A 19,942-nucleotide genomic window follows, 5' to 3' on the forward strand; every position below is an offset into this window, starting at 1 on the left:
TCCGTCAAAGGTTGGACGCTCATCAAACTGTCGCATGGTTGGATTATTGTCAAACAATGGGACGGAGGTAGGGTGCTACGTATGCGCCTGCTACCGCACCCCGCCACGGAGGACATCGAGCTCACGGAGGTCCTGCGGGCGTTGGCCGATCCCGTGCGCCTGGAGATCGTCGCGCGGCTTTCCGCGTGCGGCGAGATGACGTGTGGGAACGCGGGCGACCACCTCGGCGTGCACAAGTCGACCGCCTCGCACCACTACCGGACGCTGCGCGCGGCCGGAGTGATCGTCTCCAAGCAGGAGGGCAGGATCATCTACATCAGCCTGCGCCGCGACGACCTCGACGCCCGCTTCCCCGGCCTGCTCGACTCGATCCTGGCGGCCACCCACCCGACCGCCGGAGCCCTGGCGCCGCTCTGACCCGCCGGATTCCTCTGTCTGATGCCCGACGACCTGATGCCCGACGGCCTGATGCCCGACGACGCCCTGCCTGGCGCCCGCCAGCCAGGAAATCCCCGGCCTGGGAGCTCCCGGCCTGGGGAGTCCCGGCCTGGGGAGACGCTGCCGATTCACCAGGTCCTGCCCGAGTTGCTCGACGTGCTCCACCGGCACGGCACGGCGGTGCTGACCGCCCCGCCCGGCACCGGCAAGACGACGGTCGTGCCGCTCGCCCTGGCCGAGGCCGGGATGCGCGTGCTGGTGGCCGAGCCGCGCCGGCTGGCCGTACGCGCCGCGGCCCGGCGGATGGGCGTGAGCTACAGCATCCGCGGCGAACACCACACCGGCGCGAACCCCATGGTCGAGGTCGTCACCACCGGCGTGCTCCTGCAACGCCTCCAGCGGGACCAGGAGCTGGCCGGGGTGGACGCGGTGATGCTCGACGAGTGCCATGAGCGCCACCTGGACGCGGACACGGCGCTGGCGTTCCTGCTCGACGTACGCGACACACTCCGCCCCGACCTGCGCCTGCTGGCCACCTCCGCCACCGCCGACGCCGAGCCCTGGTCCCGCCTGCTCGGCGGCCCCGTCGTGGCGACGACCGGCGCGACGCATCCCGTGGAGACGATCTGGGCCCCGCCCGCCCGTCCGGTCGCCCCACCGCACGGCCTGCGGGTCGATCCCGCGTTGCTGTCCCACGTGGCCTCGGTGGTACGCCACGCGCTCGCGGAACGCGACGGCGACGTGCTGTGCTTCCTGCCGGGCGTGGGCGAGATCGCCAAGGTGGCGGGCATGCTGGCGGGGACCGTGGAGGTGCTCCAGGTCCACGGTCAGGCCCCGGCCCACGTCCAGGATGCCGTGCTGGCCCCCGGCGCGGCCCGCCGGGTGGTGCTGGCCACGTCGGTGGCCGAGTCCAGCCTGACCGTCCCCGGGGTCCGCGTGGTGGTGGACTCCGGGCTGGCCCGCGAGCCGCGTACCGACCACGCCCGCGGCCTCGGCTCGCTCACCACGGTCAGGGTCTCCAAGGCGGCGGCCGGCCAGCGCGCGGGCCGGGCGGGCAGGCAGGCGCCGGGCACGGTCTACCGCTGCTGGTCCGCCGCCGAGCACGAGCGCCTGGCCGACCACACCCGACCGGAGATCGCGCTCGCGGACCTGACCGGGTTCGCGTTGCAGGCGGCCTGCTGGGGCGTGCCGGACGCCGCGGACCTGGCCCTGCTGGACCCGCCGCCGGCCGCCGCGATGTCCGCCGCCACCCGTACCCTGCGGGACCTCGGCGCGCTGGACTCCTCCCGGGTGACCGGGCGCGGGCGGCGGATGGCGCTCGCGGGCGTGCACCCCCGCCTGGCCCGGGCCCTGCTGGACCTCGGCCCGCGGGCCGCCGAGGTGGTGGCCCTGCTGTCGGAGCAACTGCCTCGGGACGCGGGCGACGACCTGGTGGAGGTCTGGCGTACGGCCCGCCGCGGCGGCACCGGCTTCGCGGCCCGCTGGCGCCAGGAGACCAACCGCCTGCGCCGCACCGCCCTCCAGGACCGCGACCAAAAGCCCCTCCAAGACCGCGAACGAAAGCCCCGTCAGGGCCACGACCAAAGGCCCGTCCAGGGCCGGGAGCACAGCCAGCCCCGGCCGGACGACGGACGGGACAGGACGGACGATGCCCTGGCCGGGATGGTCGTGGCGCTGGCGTTCCCCGAGCGGGTGGCCCGGCGGCGCGGCGGCGGCTACCTGATGGCCTCCGGCACCCAGGCCCAGCTCGCCGACGGCGCCAAGCTGCGGACGGCGGACTGGCTGGCCATCGCCGTGGCGGACCGGCCGGCGGGGTCGGCCTCGGCCCGGATCAGGCAGGCCGTCGCCATCGACGAGGAGACCGCCAGGCTGGCCCACCCGGTCACCACCGAGGACGAGATCGCCTGGCGTGTCCCCCCGGGCGAGCGCCGCGGCGACGTGTCCGCCCGCCGGGTCGAGCGGCTCGGCGCGATCGAGCTGTCCGCCACCCCGCTCAAGGACGCCGACGTACGCCCGGCCATCCTGTACGGCCTGCGCACCGAAGACATCCTGACCTGGACGAAGCAGGCCAAGGACCTCAAAGCCCGGCTGGCCTTCTGCCACCGCGCGCTCGGCGACCCCTGGCCCTCGATGGACTCTCTCGTCGGCCTGGCCGACCAGTGGCTGGAGCCGGAGTTGTCGCGCGCCCGCCGCCGGGCCGACCTGGAGCGCATCGACGTGGCCGGCGCGCTCCGGCGGCTGATCCCGTGGAGCGAGCGCCTGGACAGAACCGCCCCGGAGCGCATCGAGGTGCCCAGCGGCTCCCACATCCGCCTGGACTACACGAACGAGCAGCCGGTGCTGGCGGTGAAGCTCCAGGAGCTGTTCGGCTGGGTGGAGACGCCCGAGATCGCCGGCGTGCCGGTGCTGGTGCACCTGCTCTCCCCCGCGGGCAGGCCGGTGGCCGTGACCGCGGACCTGGCGTCGTTCTGGCGTGACGGCTACCGTTCCGTACGCGCGGAGCTGCGCGGCCGCTACCCCAAGCACCCCTGGCCGGAGAACCCCCTGACCGCCCAGCCCACCCGCCGCACGAAGCCGAGAACCCCCTGACGGCCCACCCGCCGTGTAAGAGCGGCACCATCAACCGCGTCGCGTGAAACGGAGCCAGTGATGATCGCCGAGGCGGCCCGCAACAACGCCGAGTGGTGTGACCTGATGTGCCGCACGCACGGGACTCCCGGCACATTCACCGACCTGACCTGGACGAACCCCGCCAGAACCCCGCCCCTCTACCCCGACGCCGTCACCCTCTCCCCCGCCGCGACCGCGGCGGACGTGCTGAACCGCATCGACCAAGCCTCCGGCGCCTCGGTCAAGGACAGCTTCGCCACACTCGACCTGCCGGGCTTCGACGTGCTGTTCGAGGCGACCTGGATCCACCACCCCGCCCCGGGAGGCACGCCGGCACCGGCGGCCACGGGCGACCCGATCACCTGGGAGGTCGTCGAGGACGCGGCCGCCCTGCGCGCCTGGGAGGAGGCGTGCTTCTCCGGCGGGATGCGGGACCTGTTCCTGCCGGGGCTGCTCGCCGAAGCCACACCGCTGTGCGGCCGGATCGAGGGCGACATCGTGTGCGGCTCGATGCTGAACGCGAGCGGCCGGGTCGTCGGCGTCTCCAACGTCCACGCCTCGGGCTGCGACCTGGACGCCGCCTGGTCCGGCACCGTGGCGCTGGCGGCCGGCCTGTTCCCCGGCCGCCCGCTGGTCGGCTACGAGACGGACCCGGAACCGGCCATGAAGCAGGGCTTCGCCACGATCGGCCCCCTGCGCGTGTGGCTCCGCTCATAAGCGGGTGCCCCCGGCTGTGAGAGATCGTTCAGATGCTCGCCACGAAGTGTGAAAACCTGCACACTCTAGTCATGTTGTGGGCAGGCAGGTCCGCTGTCGAGATCGCCACGGCCGTCCGGCGGGGCGAGGTGACCGCCGTGACCGTGGTCGAGGAGCATCTTCACGCCATCTCGGAGCGGGATTCAGGGATCGGGGCGTTCCGGCTGGTCAGAGGACAGGCCGTGGACGAGGCGCACGCCCTGCGGAAGCGACGCGACCTGGCGGAGCTGCCCCTGGCCGGCGTACCCGTGGCGGTGAAGGACAACCTGGAGGTCGAGGGCGAGGCCACCCGCGGCGGCTCGGCCGCCACCGCCGGCACGCCCGCGCGGAAGGACCACGAGACGGTGGCGCGGCTGCGCGCCGCCGGCGCGGTGGTCGTCGGCCTCACCAACCTGCCCGAGCTGGGGCTGGTCGCGTTCGGCGACAGCCCGTACGGCATCGTCCGCAACCCCTGGGACCCCGCGCGCACACCCGGCGGCTCGTCGTCCGGCAGCGCCGCGGCCGTGGCGGCGGGCATGGTGCCGCTCGCGCTGGGCAACGACGGCATGGGCTCGCTGCGCATCCCGGCGGCCTGCTGCGGCGTGCTGGCCATCAAACCCGGCACCGGCCTGGTCCCGGCCCCGACCGACGACTGGGACCAGTTGGCCGAGAACGGCCCGATGGCCAGGACGGCGGCCGACCTGGCGCTGGCGCTGTCCGTACTGGCCTCCGACCCGGCGCTGGCGGAGGCGTGGCGGAGCGGCCGGCGGGTAGAGCCGCGCCCGGCCATGTTGCGCTCGGTCTGGGCGGACGACGACGAGGTGTGGGAGCCGCGTCCGCCGCCCGGCGGCCCGGAGCCGTTCGACCTGCGGGTGGCCTACGTGCCTCAGCCGCTGCCCGCCGGCCTGCCCATGGACAGGGAGTTCCAGGCCGCGGTGCGCGCGGCCGCGGAGACGCTGCGGCTGGCCGGTCACACGATCGTCGAGCACGGCCGCAGGCTGCCCGCCTGGCTCGGCCCCGCCGCGGTCGCCGCCTGGCTCGCCCAGGCCGCGAGCTCGGTTCGGGGCCTGCCCGCGGGCCGGCTCGAACGCCGCTCACGCGGGCTGGGACGCGCGGGGAGGGTGCTCGGCGCGCTCAAGCTGGACGGCGCCCGCGGCCGGGAACGCTGGCGCGCGTTCGGCGCCGACCAGTGGTTCGGCGACGCCGACGCGCTGATCACACCGGCCCTGGCGGCCATCCCGCCCAGGGCCGAGCGCTGGGGCGAGCGCGGCTTCCTGCACAACGCCCTGACCAACATCCGGTACGCCCCCGCCACCGGAGCCTGGAACATGTGCGGCTGGCCCGCGATCACCGTCCCCATGGCCACGCACTCCAGCGCGTTGCCCATCGGCGTGCAGCTCATCGCCCCGCCCGGCGGCGAGCCCCACCTGCTCGGCCTGGCCGCCCAGCTCCAGGACGCCCATCCGCCACTGCGCCCGCCGGGGTTCTCGTTCTGAGACTCCAGCCATAACCGAGGCTTCTAGCTTCCAGTAGGACTATCTCTTTGACGTATGGGAGGCCTGGCCGACACGCTGGAAAGGTGCTACTGGACAAAACCCACCCTGATTACGACGGCGAGCGCGCCGGTTTCCAGCTCCTCGACCCGTACGAACCGGATCTGATCGTCCCCGCCGGGACCCCCCACGACGTGCGCCTGGCCGTGGCCCGCGCCGCCGACGCCGGCCTGCCCGTCGCCGTCCAGGCCACCGGCCACGGCCTGCCCCGCACCACCCCCGGCGGCCTGCTCATCACCACGGGCAGGATGAACGGCGTCACCGTCGACCCCGCCACCGCCACCGCCAGAATCGAGGCCGGCACGCGCTGGGAGCAGGTCATCGAGGCGGCGGCCCGCCACCGCCTGGCCCCGCTGTCCGGCTCCTCCCCGGCCGTCGGCGCGGTCTCCTACACCCTCGGCGGCGGCATCGGCCTGCTGGCCAGGCGCCACGGCTACGCCGCCGACCAGGTCAGGGCCATCGACGTGGTGACCGCCGACGCCCGTTCCCGTCACGTCACCCCCGAGAGCGACCCCGACCTGTACTGGGCGCTGGCCGGCGGGCGGGGCAGCTTCGGCGTGGTGACCGCGCTGGAGATCGGCCTCGTCCCGGTCGAGCGCCTGTTCGGTGGCGGCCTCTACTTCGACACCGGCCTCGTGGCGGACGCCCTGCGCACCTGGGCGGACTGGACGGCCGCGCTGCCGGAGGAGATGACGTCGTCGATCGCGATCATCCCCTTCCCGGACCGGCCGCAGGTGCCCGCCCCGTTCCGCGGCCGCCGGGTGGCGCACATCCGCATCGCGTACGCGGGCGAGCCGGAGGAGGGCGCGACCCTGGTACGCCCGTTGCGCGCGATCGGTCCCCGGCTGGTGGACACGGTGGCCGAGATGCCCTACACCGCCTCGGACACCATCCACAACGATCCCACGCACCCGGCCGGGTACTTCGCCACACACTCCCTGCTGCGCGAGCTGCCGCCGGCCTCCCTGGACGTGCTGCTCGGCGCGGACGACAGCGTGGTCGAGCTCCGCCACCTCGGCGGCGCGCTGTCGAAGCCGCAGTCGCACCCCAACTCGGTCGGCAACCGGGACGCGCTCTACTTCGCGGGCCTGCTGACCCCCGGCCTCGCGCCCGGCACCGACACGCGGCCGCTGCGCCTCGCGCACGACCAGGTCAGGCGGGCGCTGACCCCGTGGGCCACCGGCGGCCGGGTGCTCAACTTCCTCTATGGCGAGAACGCCACACCGGAGGAGGTGCGCAGAGCCTACGAGCCCGCCGACCTCGAACGCCTGATCACGCTCAAGGCCCAGTGGGACCCCACGCACCTCTTCCGGGCCCAGCCCGCCTGATCGGGACGCTCAGATGCCGACCGGGTGCCAGACCGTCTTGGTCTCCAGGAACCTGGTCATCCGGCCGGTCCCCGGGTCGGCCGTCCAGTCGTCCGACGCGGCCGGCCGCAGGACCCGCTTGAGGTTCTCCGCCGCCTCCTGCTCGCACCGCAACGCCAGGTCCGCGTCCCCGACCCCGGTCAGGTCGAGCCCGTTGACGTCCATGTGCGCCGCCAGCCAGGGCGCCAGCTCGGCCTGCCGCCCGGTGAGCACGTTGACCACCCCGCCGGGCAGGTCGGAGGTCGCCAGCACCTCGGCCAGCGTGATCGCGGCCAGCGGCGCCGGCTCGGAGGCGACCACGACGCAGGTGTTGCCGGTGACGATCACCGGCGCAACCACGGACACCAGCCCGAGCAGCGGATCGGCGGGCGCCACCACGGCCACCACGCCGGTCGGCTCGGGCGAGGACAGGTTGAAGTACGGGCCCGCCACCGGATTGGCCGCCCCGTGCACGGCCGCGATCTTGTCCGACCACCCCGCGTACCAGACCAGCCGGTCCACCGTGGCGTCCACCTGCTCCAGCGCCGCCCGCTTGCCGCCGCCGAGCTCCTCGGCGAACTGGGCGCGCCGCCCCTCCAGCATCTCGGCGACCCGGTAGATCACCTGCCCCCGGTTGTAGGGGGTGGCGCCCGACCAGCCGGGGAACGCCTTGCGCGCGGCCACCACGGCGTCGCGGACGTCCTTGCGAGACGCCTGCGAGGCGTTGGCCAGGAATTCGCCCTTGGACGAGGTCACGGGGTAGGACCTCCCGCTCTCGGAGCGCGGGAACGCCCCGCCGATATACAGCTTGTAGGTCTTTCTGACGGACAACCTACTCATCGCCCCGTCCTCTCCACGTGGACTCCTGCGTCATCTCGACCGGCACGAAGACCTGCCCGCACCGGCTCACGCCGCAGCGGTGCGCGTACCAGCCCTGGCGGACGGGCCGTCCGGCCCGGGCGAAGGCATGGCCGCGGGTGGCCTGCGCCCGCCGTCCCCGGCGGCGGGTCCGGAGCTGCTCACACATCGAGACATGCCACCGGCCCGAGCCATCTCCTCGCTCAGACATCGAGGTACGCCTCCAATCCGAGCAATCCGCCCTCGCGGCCGTAGCCGGACTCCTTGTAGCCGCCGAACGGGGAAGCCGGGTCGAACTTGTTGAACGTGTTGGCCCACACCACCCCGGCCCGCAGCTTGTCGGCCATCCACAGGATGCGCGAGCCCTTCTCGGTCCAGATCCCGGCCGACAGCCCGTACGGGGTGTTGTTGGCCTTCTCCACCGCCTCGGCCGGGGTGCGGAAGGTCAGCACCGACAGCACCGGCCCGAAGATCTCCTCCGTGGCGATCCGATGCGACTGCGCCACCTGCGTGAACACCGTCGGCGGGAACCAGAAGCCCTTGCTCGGCAGCTCGCACGCCGGGGACCAGCGCTGCGCGCCCTCACTCTCGCCGAGGTCGGACAGCTCGCGGATCTTCGCCAGTTGGGCGGCGGAGTTGATCGCGCCGATGTCGGTGTTCTTGTCCAGCGGGTCACCGAGCCGGAGCGTGCCGAGCCGCCGCTTGAGCGCGTCGAGCAGCTCCTCCTGGACCGACTCCTGCACCAGCAGCCGGGACCCGGCGCAGCACACGTGGCCCTGGTTGAAGAAGATGCCGTTGACGATGCCCTCAACCGCCTGGTCGATGGCGGCGTCGTCGAAGACGATGTTGGCCGCCTTGCCGCCCAGCTCCAGGGTGAGCTTCTTGCCGGTGCCCGCCACCGCCCGCGCGATGAGCCGGCCGACCTCGGTCGAGCCGGTGAAGGCCACCTTGTTCACGTCGGGGTGGGCCACCACCGCCGCGCCGGTCTCGCCCGCGCCGGTGACGATGTTGACCACCCCGGGCGGCAGATCGGCCTGCCGGCAGATGTCGGCGAACAGCAGCGCCGTCAGCGGCGTGGTCTCGGCCGGCTTGAGCACCACCGTGTTGCCGCAGGCCAGCGCCGGGGCGATCTTCCAGGCCAGCATCATCAGCGGGAAGTTCCACGGGATCACCTGCCCCGCCACGCCCAGCGGCCTGTCACCGCTGTGCCCACCTGTCGTCCTCCGGCCGAACCCAGCATAGGCGAGCTTGTCGGCCCAGCCCGCGTAGTAGAAGAAGTGCGCCGCCACCAGCGGCAGGTCCACGTCGCGCGCCTCCCGGATCGGCTTGCCGTTGTCCAGCGACTCCAGCACGGCCAGCTCGCGGGAGCGCTCCTGGATGATCCGCGCGATCCGGAACAGGTATTTGGCCCGCTCCGCCCCCGGCAGGCCGCTCCACCCGCCGAACGCCTTGCGCGCGGCCCGCACGGCGCGGTCCACGTCTTCAGCGGTGGCGGTGGCGACCTCGGCGAGGGTCTCCTCGGTCGCCGGGTTGATCGTCTTGAACGCCGGCCCCGAACCGTCCACGAACTCGCCGTCGATGAACAGCCCGTACGACGGCTGGAGGTCGACGACGTCACGGGACTCGGGCGCGGGCGCGTACTCGAAGATCGCCATCATCAGTCCAGGGTGAAGTAGTCGGGACCGGCGTAACGGCCGGTGGCCAGCTTTTGCCGCTGCATCAGCAGGTCGTTGAGCAGCGAGGACGCGCCCAGCCTGAACCATTCGGGGGTCAGCCAGTCCTCGCCCGCGGTCTCGTTGACCAGCACCAGGTTCTTGATCGCGTCCTTGCTCGTCCGGATGCCGCCCGCGGGCTTGACCCCCACCTGGCGGCCGGTGGCGGCGCGGAAGTCGCGCACCGCCGTCAGCATGATCATGGTCACCGAGGGGGTGGCCGCCGGGGACACCTTCCCGGTGGAGGTCTTGATGAAGTCGGCGCCCGCCAGCATCGCCAGCCACGACGCGCGGCGCACGTTGTCGTAGGTGGCCAGCTCGCCCGTCTCCAGGATCACCTTGAGATGGGCCTCCCCGCAGGCCGCCTTCACCGCGACGATCTCCTCGAACACCTTCATGTAACGGCCGGACAGGAACGCGCCCCGATCGATCACCATGTCGATCTCGTCGGCGCCGGCGGCCACCGCCAGCGCGGTCTCGCTCACCTTGACCTCCGGCGAGGTCCGCCCGCTCGGGAACCCGGTCGCCACCGAGGCCACCCGCACCCCGGTGCCCTTCAGCGCCTCGACCGCCACCTCGACCAGGTCGGGGTAGACGCACACGGCCGCCACCCGCGGCGCGTCACCCCCGGGACGCGCGGCCTTGGTGCACATCGCGCGCACTTTGCCGGCCGTGTCGGCTCCTTCGAGGGTCGTGAGGTCCACCATGGAGATGGCCAGGTCGATCGCCGCCGCCTTGGCCGTTGTCTTGATCGAACGGGTGCCCAGCACCGCCGCCCGCTGGTCCGCGCCCACCCTGTCGACTCCGGGCAGGCCATGCAGAAATGCTCGCAACGCCGCGTCGGACGAGGCGACGTCCGCGAGCGAGCTCGTCACAGTTGACACCACCACAGCATCGCCGACCAGGGTCTCCACCTCCAAACCGGGCACCTTAGGGCGGTCCCGACCAGGCCCTAGGTATGCGCGGTAGGTATCCGGAGGGCGGAGATAAGGCATCCACCCGATGTGCCGGGCCGGACCTTAGCCCGAGTCTTAAGGGTGTCAGGAGAAAGCACGAAATTTCAGGAGACACCATGAACCCCGAGATCGAGTACGAGCTCATGAAGAACCACGCGAGCGAGCTGCGCCGGGCCGCCGCCGAGCACCGCCGCGTACGCGAGGCGGAGCGCCACAACAAGGCGGAGCGCCGCTCGCTCTTCGGCAAGCGCCGTTCCTCATGAGCACCCGACGAGCGCCCGGCCACAAATCCGCTCGTGGCCGGGCCCCCGTGCCTCCCTAGCCCGGGATCGCACGCCGAAAATGCGTCGAAAGCAATCGTTGGGGCATGACATGCTGGATGACATGCGGGGACGTCCTGTCAGTCCTGTTTTCGTGGGGCGCGAAGAGGAGCTGACAGCTCTATCCGACAGCTTCGACGAGGCCAGACGGGGGTTGGCCACGGCCGTCCTGCTCGGCGGGGAGGCCGGGGTCGGCAAGACCAGGCTCGTCCAGCGGTTCGCCGGGCGCTGCGCCGTCGGGGGCGCGCATGTGCTCTACGGCGGCTGCGTCGAGCTGTCCACCGAGGGTCTGGCCTACGCCCCGTTCACCGCGGCACTCCGGCAGCTCGTCAGGGAGAAGGGCACGGCCGCGGTCGCCGCGCTGCTGCCGGAGGGCGCCGAGCGCGACCTCGCCCGGCTGCTGCCCGAGTTCGGCGAGCCCAACAGCGACGGCGAGACCGACACCGGGCGCGCCCGGCTGTTCGAGCAGTTCCTCACACTCCTGGAGCGCCTCGCCGACGGCCACCCCACCGTCCTCGTGATCGAGGACATCCACTGGGCCGACAGGTCCAGCCGCGACCTCATCGCCTTCCTCAGCCGCAACCTGCACGCCCCGCAGGTGCTGATCGTCATGACCTACCGCTCCGACGACCTGCACCGGCAGCACCCGCTCCGGCCGGTGCTGGCCGAGCTCGGCCGGGTCAACGGCGTGCACCGGCTCGACCTGCCCCGCCTGTCCAGGGACGAGGTCGCCCAGCAGATGACCGGGATCCTCGGCGTCGTCCCCGAATACGGCAAGGTCCAGAAGGTCTACGAGCGCAGCGAGGGCATCCCGCTGTTCGTGGAGGCCATGCTGGAGGGCGGGGAGGACTACACGTTCCCCGAGTCGATGCAGGACCTGATCCTCAACTCCGTCGAGCGGCTGCCGGAGGAGGCCCAGCGGGTGCTGCGGGTCGCGGCGGCCGGCGGCACCCGGGTCAGCCACGCGTTACTGGCCGCCGTAAGCGGCCTGTCCGAGATGGAGCTGGAGACCGCGCTGCGCCCGGCCATCGCGGGCAACGTGCTGCAGATCGCCGACAACCGCGCCTACGTCTTCCGGCATTCCCTGATCCGCGAGGCCGTGCACGACGAGCTGCTGCCCGGCGAGCACCAGCGGCTGCACGCCAGATACGCCGAGGAGATCTCGAAGAACCGCGGCCTCGTCCCGCCCGGCCGCGCCGCCGTCGAGCTGGCCCACCACTGGTACGGCGCCCGCGACGACCTCTGGGCGCTGGTCTCGGCGTGGGAGGCGGCCCAGAAGTCGTTCAAGGCGTTCGCCTACACCGAGGCCATCCCGCTGCTCGAACGCGTGCTCATGCTCTGGGACCGGGTGCCCGACGCCGACAAGCTCATCCAGGCCGACCACACCGCCGTGCTCGAACGCGCCTCCGAGGCCGCCAACGCCGCCGGCGACACCGACAAGGGCACCCGGTTCGTCAAGGCCGCGCTGTCCCAGCTCGACGAGACCCAGGAGCCGGAGCGGGTGGCCGAGCTCATCGCGCGCCGGGCCGCGTTCAAGTCCGCCAAGGGCCAGCCCGGGGTCATCGACGACCTCCGGCAGGCGCTGCGGCTCGTCCCCGAGGACAGTCTCGAATGGGCCCAGGTGGCCGCGCCGCTGAGCCGCCACATCATGATGATGGGCGAGATCAGGGAGGCGGGCGAGCTCATCGCCGAGGGGCTGCGCCTGGTCAGGGCGCACGGCGACCGGTGCCTGGAGTCCGACCTGCTGATGAACCTGGCGCTCGGCCATTCCCTCAACGGTGAGCTGGAGTCCACGATCGCCGTCAACGAGGAGGCCCTGGAGATCGGCCGGGCCGAGGACTCGGGCCGCATCATCACCAGGGCGATCGGCAACAACATCGACGCGTTGCTCGACATGGGCCGCGACGAGGAGGCCCTGCGGCTGGCCGAGCACGGCTGGGAGCTCGCCAAGAAATACGGCAGACTCCGCGGCAGCGGCCTGTTCATCAAGAACAACTGGGCCGAGTCGCTGGAGGCGCTCGGCCGCTGGGACGACGCCATCGAGATCGTCGAGAGCGCTCTCGGCCACGGCCCCGTCCTGCGCACCCGTTACGCGTTGCTGCGGCTACGCGCCGACATCGCCCTGGCCAGGGGCGAGGCCCAACTGGTCGAGAGCATCCTGTCGGAGATCGGGGTGTTCAAGAACCGCCCGGAGGAGTGGATCCAGGACATCACCAGCAACGCCCGCCTGCAGATCGGCTGGCACCTGCTCAGGGGCGAGCCGGGTGAGGCGCTGGGCGTGGCCGAGCGGGTCCTGGCACGTCCCCGGCAGTCGAGCAAGGCCATGCTCGGCTGGCGGCTGCTCGCCCTGCTCAGCGTCGTCTGCGACAGCGCCGAGGCCACCGAGCCGGAGCGCGCCGCGGCGGTCCGCAAGCACGCCGCTGAGGTGGCCGCCGAGTTGTCGGTGATCGGGCCGGTCGTGGAGGCGTACCGGCTGTCCTACATGGGGGACTTCGATGCCGCGGCGGCGGCCTGGGAGCGGCTCAGGCGGCCGCACAACCAGGCCAAGGCGCTGCTGCGGGCGGCCATCGCGGCCGCCAGGACCGGCGATCGCGAGGGTGCCGCGACCCGGCTGAAGGTGGCGCTCCCGCTGGCCAAGGCTCTGGGCGCGACGCCGCTGATCAACGAGATCGAGTCGCTGTCGCGCCGGGTGGGCGGCCTGCAGGAGCAGTCGGAGCTGCTGACGCCGCGCGAGATGGAGGTGCTGCGCCTGGTGACCCAGGGCAGGACCAACCGGGACATCGCGGCTGAGCTGTTCATCTCGGCTAAGACGGTGAGCGTGCACGTGTCCAACATCCTGGCCAAGCTCGGCGTGACCACCCGCGGCGAGGCGGCCGCGGCGGCCCACCGGCTGTCGCTGCTGTCCTCCTGAGCTTCGTCTCCCTCCCGGGCTTCGTCCTCAAGGCGCGCGGAATCGTCAGAGCAGCGCCTCGGCCAGGAGGACCACGCCGAAGATCGCGAACGCCGCGGCGGCGCCGTACTTGATGACGCGCTCCGGAAGGTGCTTGCCCATCAGCCGGCCCACCAGGATCGCCAGCGCGTCCGCCGCGACCATGCCGACCGTCGAGCCGATCCAGGTGCCGACCCAGCCGTGCTGCGTGGCCAGGGTGATCGTGGCCAGCATGGTCTTGTCGCCCAGCTCGCTCAGGAAGAACGCCACGGTCACGGCCATCAGCACGTTGGCGGTCGCGCGCTGGGCCTTGCGGGACTCGTCCTCGCTCAGCTCGTCGCCGCGCAGCGTCCACATGGCGAAGGCGAGGAAGGCCAGCCCGGCCACCACCGAGATGGCCGTCCTCGGCAACGCGTCCCCGATCAGCCCGCCCACGGCGACGCTGACCAGATGCACGACGGTCGTGGCGATCGTGATGCCCAGAAGAACCGGCCAGGTCTTGAAACGGGTGGCGAACGTCAACGCCATCAGCTGGCTCTTGTCACCGAGCTCGGCCACGAAGATGACGGCGAGGCTGATCCAGAACGCTTCCAAGGCTCCTCTTCCGCGCGACCGAGCCGGAAGCGAGGAACCCGGGGAGATTTTCGGGCACGGCTTCGGCCCGGCAGCGTCTTGTCAATAACTGCCAGGCCGAAGGTCTCGTCCGCCCGCGTGAGGCCCATGTGACCGGGCGCGATGAAGCGCCAGTGTGTCGATCACACGATTGGGACTACTCCCCTTCGGTAATTCCGAACCACGATAACAGCTCCAGCCGGACGTCTATTCCCCCAGGCGGCTCCCGACCAGCACCGGCTCGTCGCCTTACTCCTCCAGGGAGCACCCGACCAGCACCGGCTCGTTCACCAGCGTGACTCCGAACTTCTCGCGCACGCCGTCCCGGACCTCCCTGGCCAGCCCCAGCAGGTCCGCCGTGGTGGCGGCGCCCGCGGGATTGGTGAGCGCCAGGGTGTGCTTGGTGGAGATGCGTACGGGCCCGCGCTCGTAGCCCTTCGGAAAGCCCGCGTGCTCGATCAGCCAGGCGGCGGGCACCTTGATCGACCCGTCCGGCATGTCCCACCGCGGATGCCCGGGCGCCCGCACCTCCAGGTCCGCGGCCTGCGCGCGAGAGAGCACGGGGTTGGTGAAGAACGACCCGGCGCTACGCGTGTCCGGATCGTCGGGGTCGAGCACCATGCCCTTGCCCCGCCGCAGCCCCAGAACCGCTTCTCGTGCCTGTCCGAGCGGCACTCGGCCACCGACCTCGGTCCGCAGTCTCCTGGCCAGCTCCTCATACGCCACAGGGCCGGACAACTCCGAAATCTCCAGCGCGTACGTCACCGCCAGCACCACGTACCGCGACAGATCCCGTTTGAAGGCGCTGTCCCGGTAGGAGAACCCGCACTGCCGCGCCTCGATGTCGACCACCTGCCGGGTGAGCCGGTCGTAGGCCCGCACGCAGAAGATCGTCTGGGACACCTCCTGCCCGTAGGCACCGACGTTCTGGATGGGCGTCGAACCCACCAATCCGGGAATGCCCGACATGCACTCGATGCCCGACCATCCCTCGGCCACCGAGCGGGCGACCAGTGGGTCCCAGTCCTCGCCCGCCTCGACCGTGACCAGCACCTGCTCACCGTCGCGCGAGACGGACACGCCCCGGGTGGCGACCTTGACGACCAGCCCGTCGAACCCCTCATCGGACACCACGACGTTGCTGCCCCCGCCGAGCACCAGTGTGGGCACGGCGTTCCGGTCGGCCTCGGCTATCAGCGACACGAGCTGCTCCGCGGTGGTCGCTTCGGCGAAATCGCGGGCGGGCCCGCCCAGACGCAGCGTGGTATACGGCGCGAGCATCTCCATGAGCACCTAGCTTATGAGGCTTGTCAGCTCCGCAACATCCGCAGGACGGCATCGTAGTTGCGCCGCAGCTCGCGTTGGCTGTACTCGGAGGAGACGTCATGCGGGCTCAGCCGCTGTGCCGGCAGCCGCTCGGCGGGCACCACCAGCTCGCCGGACAGGCCGAGCGAGAGCTCCAGATCGGCGTTGCGGCCGTAGTTCGCCTCCTCCGGCAACGCGCCCAGCGCCGCCGACCTGCGTACCGCCATGAGGTCCCCGGTCAGCGCGCTCACCTTGCCCGGAACCGCCTCCTGCCACCGCGTGCCGCCGTCCAGCAGCTCGACGCCCCGCCAGCCGGCCGCCACCGCGCCCTCCACGACGGCCGCCACCAGCGGCGTCAGGGCGTCGCCGCGCAGTACGAGGGACGTCTCCATCAGCACGTGCACCTCGGCCTCGTCCAGCCGCAACAGCTTGGCCCGGCACTCGCCCCAGGTCGCCGTGCCGCCGCGCCAGTGCGGCTGCTCGGCGACGTGCCAGACGACGATCCGCTCGGGATACCGCTCGGCCAGGCCGCGCAGCACGTCCCCGGCGCCGTCGACGTTCCCCAGGTCGAGGGCCAGCACCCGGGCGGTCGTGTGGTCCATCAAGGACTGCACGCACTTCTCCACGTCCGCGGGCCAGCCGTCGACCAGCAGGCTCACGCTGGTGGTGACGTCCTTGACCTCCAGGCGCCGCCGCTCGGAGGTGACGCCCAGCTCGTCGAGGCGGTTGGTGGCGAGCGTGCCGTCCCAGGTGACCTGGGCGTGCAGCATCCCGTCACCCGGATCACCGTGCTGCCCGGGATCCCCTGAGAAGCCGAGCTCGGCGGCGGGATTCATGCGAGCATGCGCACCGGCCGTCTCCGCGCCCTTCGCCCCCACCGCCTCCGCGCCTCTCGCGCCGGACGCCTCAGCTTCTCGACCACCCGCCGACCCCTGACCACCCGCCGGCTTCGCTCCCCGGATGTGCGCGCCCATCGGCTTCGCCCCGGCCGTCCCCACTCCGGTGGCCGCCCCGACCCTCCGGGGCGCCGCCGCCCCGCCCGTCGTGTCACGCCCGGTCCCCGATCCCCCCGCCACCTGTTCGATCCGTGCGGGCCGGAGGTGCGCGGGCGGCTTGTGGTCGGTCACGGCAGAAACGGGAATCGACCGAACCGTGGGCCAGACTTGTCGCGCGACATCACTCATAGGAACACGCTGTACCCGATACGCGACCGACATATCACACCATTTCCGTCACACCACTCCCTCAGAGGGACCCCGACCCCCGACAACTCCGAGCGAGCATCGGCCCGACCACTCCGAGCGGACGCCAAACCCCGATGACTCCGAACGGACACCGGAACCCGACGACAACTCCGAACGGACACCAGAACCCGACGACGACTCCGCGTGGACGCCGGAACCGCTCACCTCAGACGAGCTGAACCACGGCGCGAGCCTTGGACAACACCCGCGCATCCCCCGACCTGGCGGTGAGCGCGATGATCACCTTCCGGCCCTCCAGCTTCTCCTCCACCTTCCCGCTGACGGAGATCGTGGCCCCCTCGTCATCGTCGGGAACCACCACCATCGACGAGAAGCGCACCCCGAAGTCCACCACCGCACCGGGATCCCCCGCCCAGTCGGTGACGAACCGACCGGCCTGCGCCATCGTGAACATCCCATGCGCGATCACATCAGGCAGCCCGACCATCTTCGCGAACCGCTCGTTCCAGTGGATCTGGTTGAAGTCCCCGGAAGCACCCGCATACATCACCAGGTTGACCCGGCGCACGGTGTAGTCCACCGCCGGGATCTCCTGCCCGACCTCCACCTGGTCGTACTTCACCGTGGCTGCCATCTCAGTCCGCCCCTCCACGCTCGACGATCGTGTTGTAGGTGACGCAGACCGGCTCGCCCCGAACGGTGGTTATGTCGCTCCTGATCGTCAGCAGCTCGTTGCGACCGGCGGTCCTGATGTCGGTGATCGTGGACGTCATGACGAGCTCGTCGCCGGCGTGGACGGGCCGCACGTACTCGAAGCGCTGCTCGCCGTGGACGACCATGGCGAAGTTCAGTCCCAGATCGGGATCGACCAACGCCTCACCCCCACTCTGCAGGCTGAACACGATGGGGAACGTGGGCGGCGCGATCACATCAGGATGCCCTGCGGCCTGGGCGGCCTCCTTGTCGCGATAGACGGGGTTGTTGTCACCGATCGCGGCCGCGAATTCCCTGATCTTCACCCGGCTGACCTCGTACGGGGGGCTGGGCGGATAGGTCCTGCCCACGAAGTCGCGATTCAAGGCCATCAGTGCTCCCTCGCATGTCTCCCAACAAGCGCTGCCGAGCCCGACGCTAACAGAACAAGGTTCGGCTGTCCCCGCCCCTGACCCTTTTTTGCCCCGCGCGACCCACCAAACCCCAAAAACCGACATTCATCTGGTACGGCGGCGCCAAGCCGGCCGCCACCCGCCGACCATGGCCGAGGTCCTCCAGGAATACGCCTGCTGACCGCCGCACACTCCCCACCGTTACGCGCGCCCACTTGACCACCTGAGCGGCTTCCAACCCCCACACGCCCACCTCACCCGCCGGCAACCGCGCGCCACCCGGAGCGGAAGCGACCCCGAAAGCAAGCGGGGACCACGGGCTGGAGCAACCCCAGGACGGGAGCGGCCCCCAGCCACGACCGCCCCCGGGACAGGAACCGAACGACAGGCAAACCCGGCACCCTGGACAGTCCCGGGGAGTCGGAGGGCGCCAGCGCTCTGGACAGCAGCGCAAGGTGAGACGGAACCCCGCCCCTTGAACCGGAGCGAAATCTCAAGCGAACCCAGTGCCCTCAATCAGAGAGCGAATCCCCGCGTACTCAAGCCCCGAGCCACACCCCGCCCCCGAACCACACCCAGCCTCCATCCATGCCCCGACCTCGGCGTCGATCCCAACCCGAACCGCCCACGGACATGACGAAATGGCCGTGCATGAGCGTTCGGCCGGTAAGAACACGACAAACCGGCGCCCTGCGAGGGGACGCCGGTCGTGCAGTATGAAGGAAGTCCTGAAGGCAGAAGCCCTGCCCGGGAAACCCGGGCGATGCCGAGCCGACTACCTGCGCAGGCTATCGCGTCTCGCGATGCGCGCGGTGGCAGCGGCAGTTGGGGCAGTACTTCTTCAGCTCAAGCCGATCCGGGTCGTTGCGCCGGTTCTTCCGCGTGATGTAGTTGCGGTGCTTGCACTCCTGGCAGGCCAGCGTGATCTTCGGCCTAACGTCGGTGGCAGCCACTTGGGAGTGCCTTTCTACGTTCGGGACATGGACACACCCGTGCCCAGGCCGGTTGACCTGGGAATGGGCAGTAGCGGAGGCCGGACTTGAACCGGCGACACAACGATTATGAGCCGTTTGCTCTGCCTGACTGAGCTACTCCGCCTTTGAGCCGGTAACGACCCCGGCCCGTAGAGGATACCCGAAGCGGCGAGCACATTCGTAACTCACCTGATCGGGTGGGGTGCCCCCAGTATGCCCCAGGACCCCCCGACAACCGAAATCCAAAAGCAAAAGCCCCACCTGCTGGTGAGCTCCAACGGCCACCGAACCGTTGACCCTCCCCTTACCAAGGGGACCGCACCGGACCCTACCAGGGATCTTGAGCTGGGGCGCTCGTCAGCGTAGCAGCGCCCGCTCCAGAGCGCGAACCCGAACACATCACCTCACGACTCCCGATCCGACAGCCCCCACCACGAAGCCATCGGCCCCGGACGCCCAAACGTCGATCACGGAGGTCGGGCGCAGCCGTCGGGCACGGACGTCGGGCGCAGGCGTGAGCATCCGGCATCCGGCATCCGTCTGGGCCTGGGCGCGGGGGCCGCGAGTGTCGGCACGGGCGCGAACGTCGGCGTGAACGTGAGATTGAACTTGAGCGTCAGCGCGAGCGAGCGCGTAGGCCCTGCGGCTCGTACGACCGGGGGGACAATCCACGGCCGGCCGGGTGCCTTCTCGCTCGCATGTCTCACTGCGGACGGAGTACTGAGGGTCATGCCCAACGCCATCGTCAGCGCCCCCGCGAAGACCGTGCCCGACCTCAGCCGGTCGAGCTCAGCCAGGTCTTCAACAACGTGGCCCACCTACGGTTGTCGGTGGTCTCCATGAACGTCTTGTGATCGACCATCAGGTAGATCTCGCCGACCGTGGCGGTCCCGAGGATCAAGGGCTTGCCCGAGTTGAGCAGGCCCCCCAGAAAACGCCTGTACAGCTCGGTGAACTCGTTGTCGACCGACGTCACCTCCGCCTGCCGCAGCACCAGGTCCGCCTGATCGTCCCAGCCTTGAAGAAGGAGCCGGTCTTCGTACAGCACTACCGCTCCGCGCCGAGGGAACAGCACCCGCTGATCGACCCCGCCGGCGATCTTGTCGCCCTTCCGTCGCGCCGCGAGTTCCTCGGTCGTGCAACCGATGTAGGTGGCCTGCGCCAGTGGCGCCTTCACGTCGTTCATCGCATCAGGCTGTCTGGGTGGCCCTGCTCCCACAACGTGCGAAAGTTGCGACCCGCCCCCTACTTTGGTCGTCGCAGTCCGGCGGCCACCGACCGCT

The 19,942-nt window shown here is 71.2% G+C and carries 18 protein-coding genes and 1 tRNA gene; 7 read left to right on the forward strand and 12 right to left on the reverse strand.

The window, feature by feature from the left end:
- Positions 1 to 81: 81 nt before the first annotated feature.
- The 5 genes from ABGB18_RS42330 (at position 82) to ABGB18_RS42350 (ending at position 6,664) form a co-directional block, all read left to right on the forward strand.
- Positions 82 to 417 carry a metalloregulator ArsR/SmtB family transcription factor gene (locus ABGB18_RS42330; RefSeq protein WP_347701332.1) on the forward strand — a complete coding sequence of 112 codons (336 nt, stop codon included), beginning with the start codon at positions 82 to 84 and terminating at the stop codon, positions 415 to 417.
- A 21-nt stretch (positions 418 to 438) separates the two neighbouring features.
- Positions 439 to 3,027 (forward strand): ATP-dependent helicase HrpB, encoded by a 2,589-nt coding sequence (gene hrpB / locus ABGB18_RS42335; protein ID WP_347701333.1) that lies wholly within the window; start codon positions 439 to 441, stop codon positions 3,025 to 3,027.
- A 60-nt stretch (positions 3,028 to 3,087) separates the two neighbouring features.
- A complete protein-coding gene (locus tag ABGB18_RS42340) occupies positions 3,088 to 3,765 on the forward strand; it encodes a hypothetical protein (RefSeq protein ID WP_347701334.1) in 678 nt (225 codons plus the stop codon).
- Positions 3,766 to 3,836: 71 nt separating this feature from the next.
- A complete protein-coding gene (locus tag ABGB18_RS42345; protein ID WP_347701335.1) occupies positions 3,837 to 5,279 on the forward strand; it encodes an amidase in 1,443 nt (480 codons plus the stop codon).
- 83 nt (positions 5,280 to 5,362) lie between these two features.
- On the forward strand, positions 5,363 to 6,664 hold the full coding sequence (locus ABGB18_RS42350; RefSeq protein WP_347701336.1) for an FAD-binding oxidoreductase: 1,302 nt from the start codon (positions 5,363 to 5,365) through the stop codon (positions 6,662 to 6,664).
- 9 nt (positions 6,665 to 6,673) lie between these two features.
- Here the strand turns inward: ABGB18_RS42350 and ABGB18_RS42355 are convergent, their stop codons facing one another.
- Genes ABGB18_RS42355 through deoC form a run of 4 tightly spaced genes read right to left on the reverse strand, consistent with a single transcriptional unit; the run spans position 6,674 to position 10,127 of the window.
- Positions 6,674 to 7,522, reverse strand: coding sequence for an aldehyde dehydrogenase family protein (locus ABGB18_RS42355; RefSeq protein WP_347701337.1), 849 nt, complete (start codon positions 7,520 to 7,522; stop codon positions 6,674 to 6,676).
- Positions 7,515 to 7,709: a hypothetical protein gene (locus ABGB18_RS42360; protein WP_347701338.1), complete on the reverse strand. Its 195-nt coding sequence runs from the start codon at positions 7,707 to 7,709 to the stop codon at positions 7,515 to 7,517. Before ABGB18_RS42360 ends, ABGB18_RS42355 begins: the two co-directional genes overlap by 8 nt.
- 34 nt (positions 7,710 to 7,743) lie before the next feature.
- On the reverse strand, positions 7,744 to 9,195 hold the full coding sequence (locus ABGB18_RS42365) for an aldehyde dehydrogenase family protein (protein ID WP_347701415.1): 1,452 nt from the start codon (positions 9,193 to 9,195) through the stop codon (positions 7,744 to 7,746).
- A 2-nt stretch (positions 9,196 to 9,197) separates the two neighbouring features.
- Positions 9,198 to 10,127: a deoxyribose-phosphate aldolase gene (gene deoC, locus ABGB18_RS42370; RefSeq protein ID WP_347701416.1), complete on the reverse strand. Its 930-nt coding sequence runs from the start codon at positions 10,125 to 10,127 to the stop codon at positions 9,198 to 9,200.
- A gap of 197 nt (positions 10,128 to 10,324) precedes the next feature.
- On the opposite strand from deoC, the gene ABGB18_RS42375 reads away from it, so the two are divergent.
- Positions 10,325 to 10,471: a hypothetical protein gene (locus tag ABGB18_RS42375; RefSeq protein ID WP_347701339.1), complete on the forward strand. Its 147-nt coding sequence runs from the start codon at positions 10,325 to 10,327 to the stop codon at positions 10,469 to 10,471.
- Positions 10,472 to 10,592: 121 nt separating this feature from the next.
- Positions 10,593 to 13,439, forward strand: coding sequence for an AAA family ATPase (locus ABGB18_RS42380; RefSeq protein ID WP_347701340.1), 2,847 nt, complete (start codon positions 10,593 to 10,595; stop codon positions 13,437 to 13,439).
- A 45-nt stretch (positions 13,440 to 13,484) separates the two neighbouring features.
- Here ABGB18_RS42380 and ABGB18_RS42385 read toward each other — a convergent pair whose 3' ends face one another.
- The 8 genes from ABGB18_RS42385 to ABGB18_RS42420 all read right to left on the reverse strand — a co-directional run bounded on the left by ABGB18_RS42385 (position 13,485) and on the right by ABGB18_RS42420 (position 19,845).
- Entirely contained in the window at positions 13,485 to 14,051 is a 567-nt protein-coding gene (locus ABGB18_RS42385) for a TMEM165/GDT1 family protein (protein WP_347701341.1), read from the reverse strand.
- A 267-nt stretch (positions 14,052 to 14,318) separates the two neighbouring features.
- Positions 14,319 to 15,356: a UDP-N-acetylmuramate dehydrogenase gene (locus tag ABGB18_RS42390; protein WP_347701342.1), complete on the reverse strand. Its 1,038-nt coding sequence runs from the start codon at positions 15,354 to 15,356 to the stop codon at positions 14,319 to 14,321.
- Between the two features lie 23 nt (positions 15,357 to 15,379).
- On the reverse strand, positions 15,380 to 16,210 hold the full coding sequence (locus ABGB18_RS42395; RefSeq protein ID WP_347701343.1) for a hypothetical protein: 831 nt from the start codon (positions 16,208 to 16,210) through the stop codon (positions 15,380 to 15,382).
- Positions 16,211 to 16,784: 574 nt separating this feature from the next.
- On the reverse strand, positions 16,785 to 17,213 hold the full coding sequence (locus tag ABGB18_RS42400; RefSeq protein WP_347701344.1) for a MaoC family dehydratase: 429 nt from the start codon (positions 17,211 to 17,213) through the stop codon (positions 16,785 to 16,787).
- Position 17,214: 1 nt separating this feature from the next.
- Positions 17,215 to 17,664, reverse strand: a complete 450-nt coding sequence (locus ABGB18_RS42405; RefSeq protein WP_347701345.1) for a MaoC family dehydratase N-terminal domain-containing protein — start codon at positions 17,662 to 17,664, stop codon at positions 17,215 to 17,217.
- An 809-nt stretch (positions 17,665 to 18,473) separates the two neighbouring features.
- The gene (gene rpmG / locus ABGB18_RS42410) at positions 18,474 to 18,638 is read right to left on the reverse strand and encodes a 50S ribosomal protein L33 (protein ID WP_019632658.1); all 165 of its coding nucleotides are present in this window, start codon (positions 18,636 to 18,638) and stop codon (positions 18,474 to 18,476) included.
- Between the two features lie 71 nt (positions 18,639 to 18,709).
- Positions 18,710 to 18,783 (reverse strand) — tRNA-Met (locus tag ABGB18_RS42415).
- 651 nt (positions 18,784 to 19,434) lie between these two features.
- Positions 19,435 to 19,845: a hypothetical protein gene (locus tag ABGB18_RS42420; RefSeq protein ID WP_347701346.1), complete on the reverse strand. Its 411-nt coding sequence runs from the start codon at positions 19,843 to 19,845 to the stop codon at positions 19,435 to 19,437.
- Positions 19,846 to 19,942: the final 97 nt, after the last annotated feature.

This window comes from Nonomuraea sp. B12E4, assembly GCF_039871825.1.
Taxonomy (GTDB): Bacteria; Actinomycetota; Actinomycetes; order Streptosporangiales; family Streptosporangiaceae; genus Nonomuraea.

What these genes read in the sequence shown, in the direction of transcription:
- ABGB18_RS42365 (WP_347701415.1), bottom strand. Translation starts at nt 9,195, where the DNA reads ATGGCGATCTTCGAGTACGCGCCCGCGCCCGAGTCCCGTGACGTCGTC.
- ABGB18_RS42390 (WP_347701342.1), bottom strand. Translation starts at nt 15,356, where the DNA reads ATGGAGATGCTCGCGCCGTATACCACGCTGCGTCTGGGCGGGCCCGCC.
- hrpB (WP_347701333.1), top strand. Translation starts at nt 439, where the DNA reads ATGCCCGACGACCTGATGCCCGACGGCCTGATGCCCGACGACGCCCTG.
- ABGB18_RS42375 (WP_347701339.1), top strand. Translation starts at nt 10,325, where the DNA reads ATGAACCCCGAGATCGAGTACGAGCTCATGAAGAACCACGCGAGCGAG.
- ABGB18_RS42355 (WP_347701337.1), bottom strand. Translation starts at nt 7,522, where the DNA reads ATGAGTAGGTTGTCCGTCAGAAAGACCTACAAGCTGTATATCGGCGGG.
- ABGB18_RS42360 (WP_347701338.1), bottom strand. Translation starts at nt 7,709, where the DNA reads ATGTGTGAGCAGCTCCGGACCCGCCGCCGGGGACGGCGGGCGCAGGCC.
- ABGB18_RS42405 (WP_347701345.1), bottom strand. Translation starts at nt 17,664, where the DNA reads ATGGCCTTGAATCGCGACTTCGTGGGCAGGACCTATCCGCCCAGCCCC.
- ABGB18_RS42380 (WP_347701340.1), top strand. Translation starts at nt 10,593, where the DNA reads ATGCGGGGACGTCCTGTCAGTCCTGTTTTCGTGGGGCGCGAAGAGGAG.
- ABGB18_RS42340 (WP_347701334.1), top strand. Translation starts at nt 3,088, where the DNA reads ATGATCGCCGAGGCGGCCCGCAACAACGCCGAGTGGTGTGACCTGATG.
- ABGB18_RS42400 (WP_347701344.1), bottom strand. Translation starts at nt 17,213, where the DNA reads ATGGCAGCCACGGTGAAGTACGACCAGGTGGAGGTCGGGCAGGAGATC.
- ABGB18_RS42345 (WP_347701335.1), top strand. Translation starts at nt 3,837, where the DNA reads ATGTTGTGGGCAGGCAGGTCCGCTGTCGAGATCGCCACGGCCGTCCGG.
- ABGB18_RS42395 (WP_347701343.1), bottom strand. Translation starts at nt 16,210, where the DNA reads ATGAATCCCGCCGCCGAGCTCGGCTTCTCAGGGGATCCCGGGCAGCAC.
- ABGB18_RS42420 (WP_347701346.1), bottom strand. Translation starts at nt 19,845, where the DNA reads ATGAACGACGTGAAGGCGCCACTGGCGCAGGCCACCTACATCGGTTGC.
- ABGB18_RS42330 (WP_347701332.1), top strand. Translation starts at nt 82, where the DNA reads ATGCGCCTGCTACCGCACCCCGCCACGGAGGACATCGAGCTCACGGAG.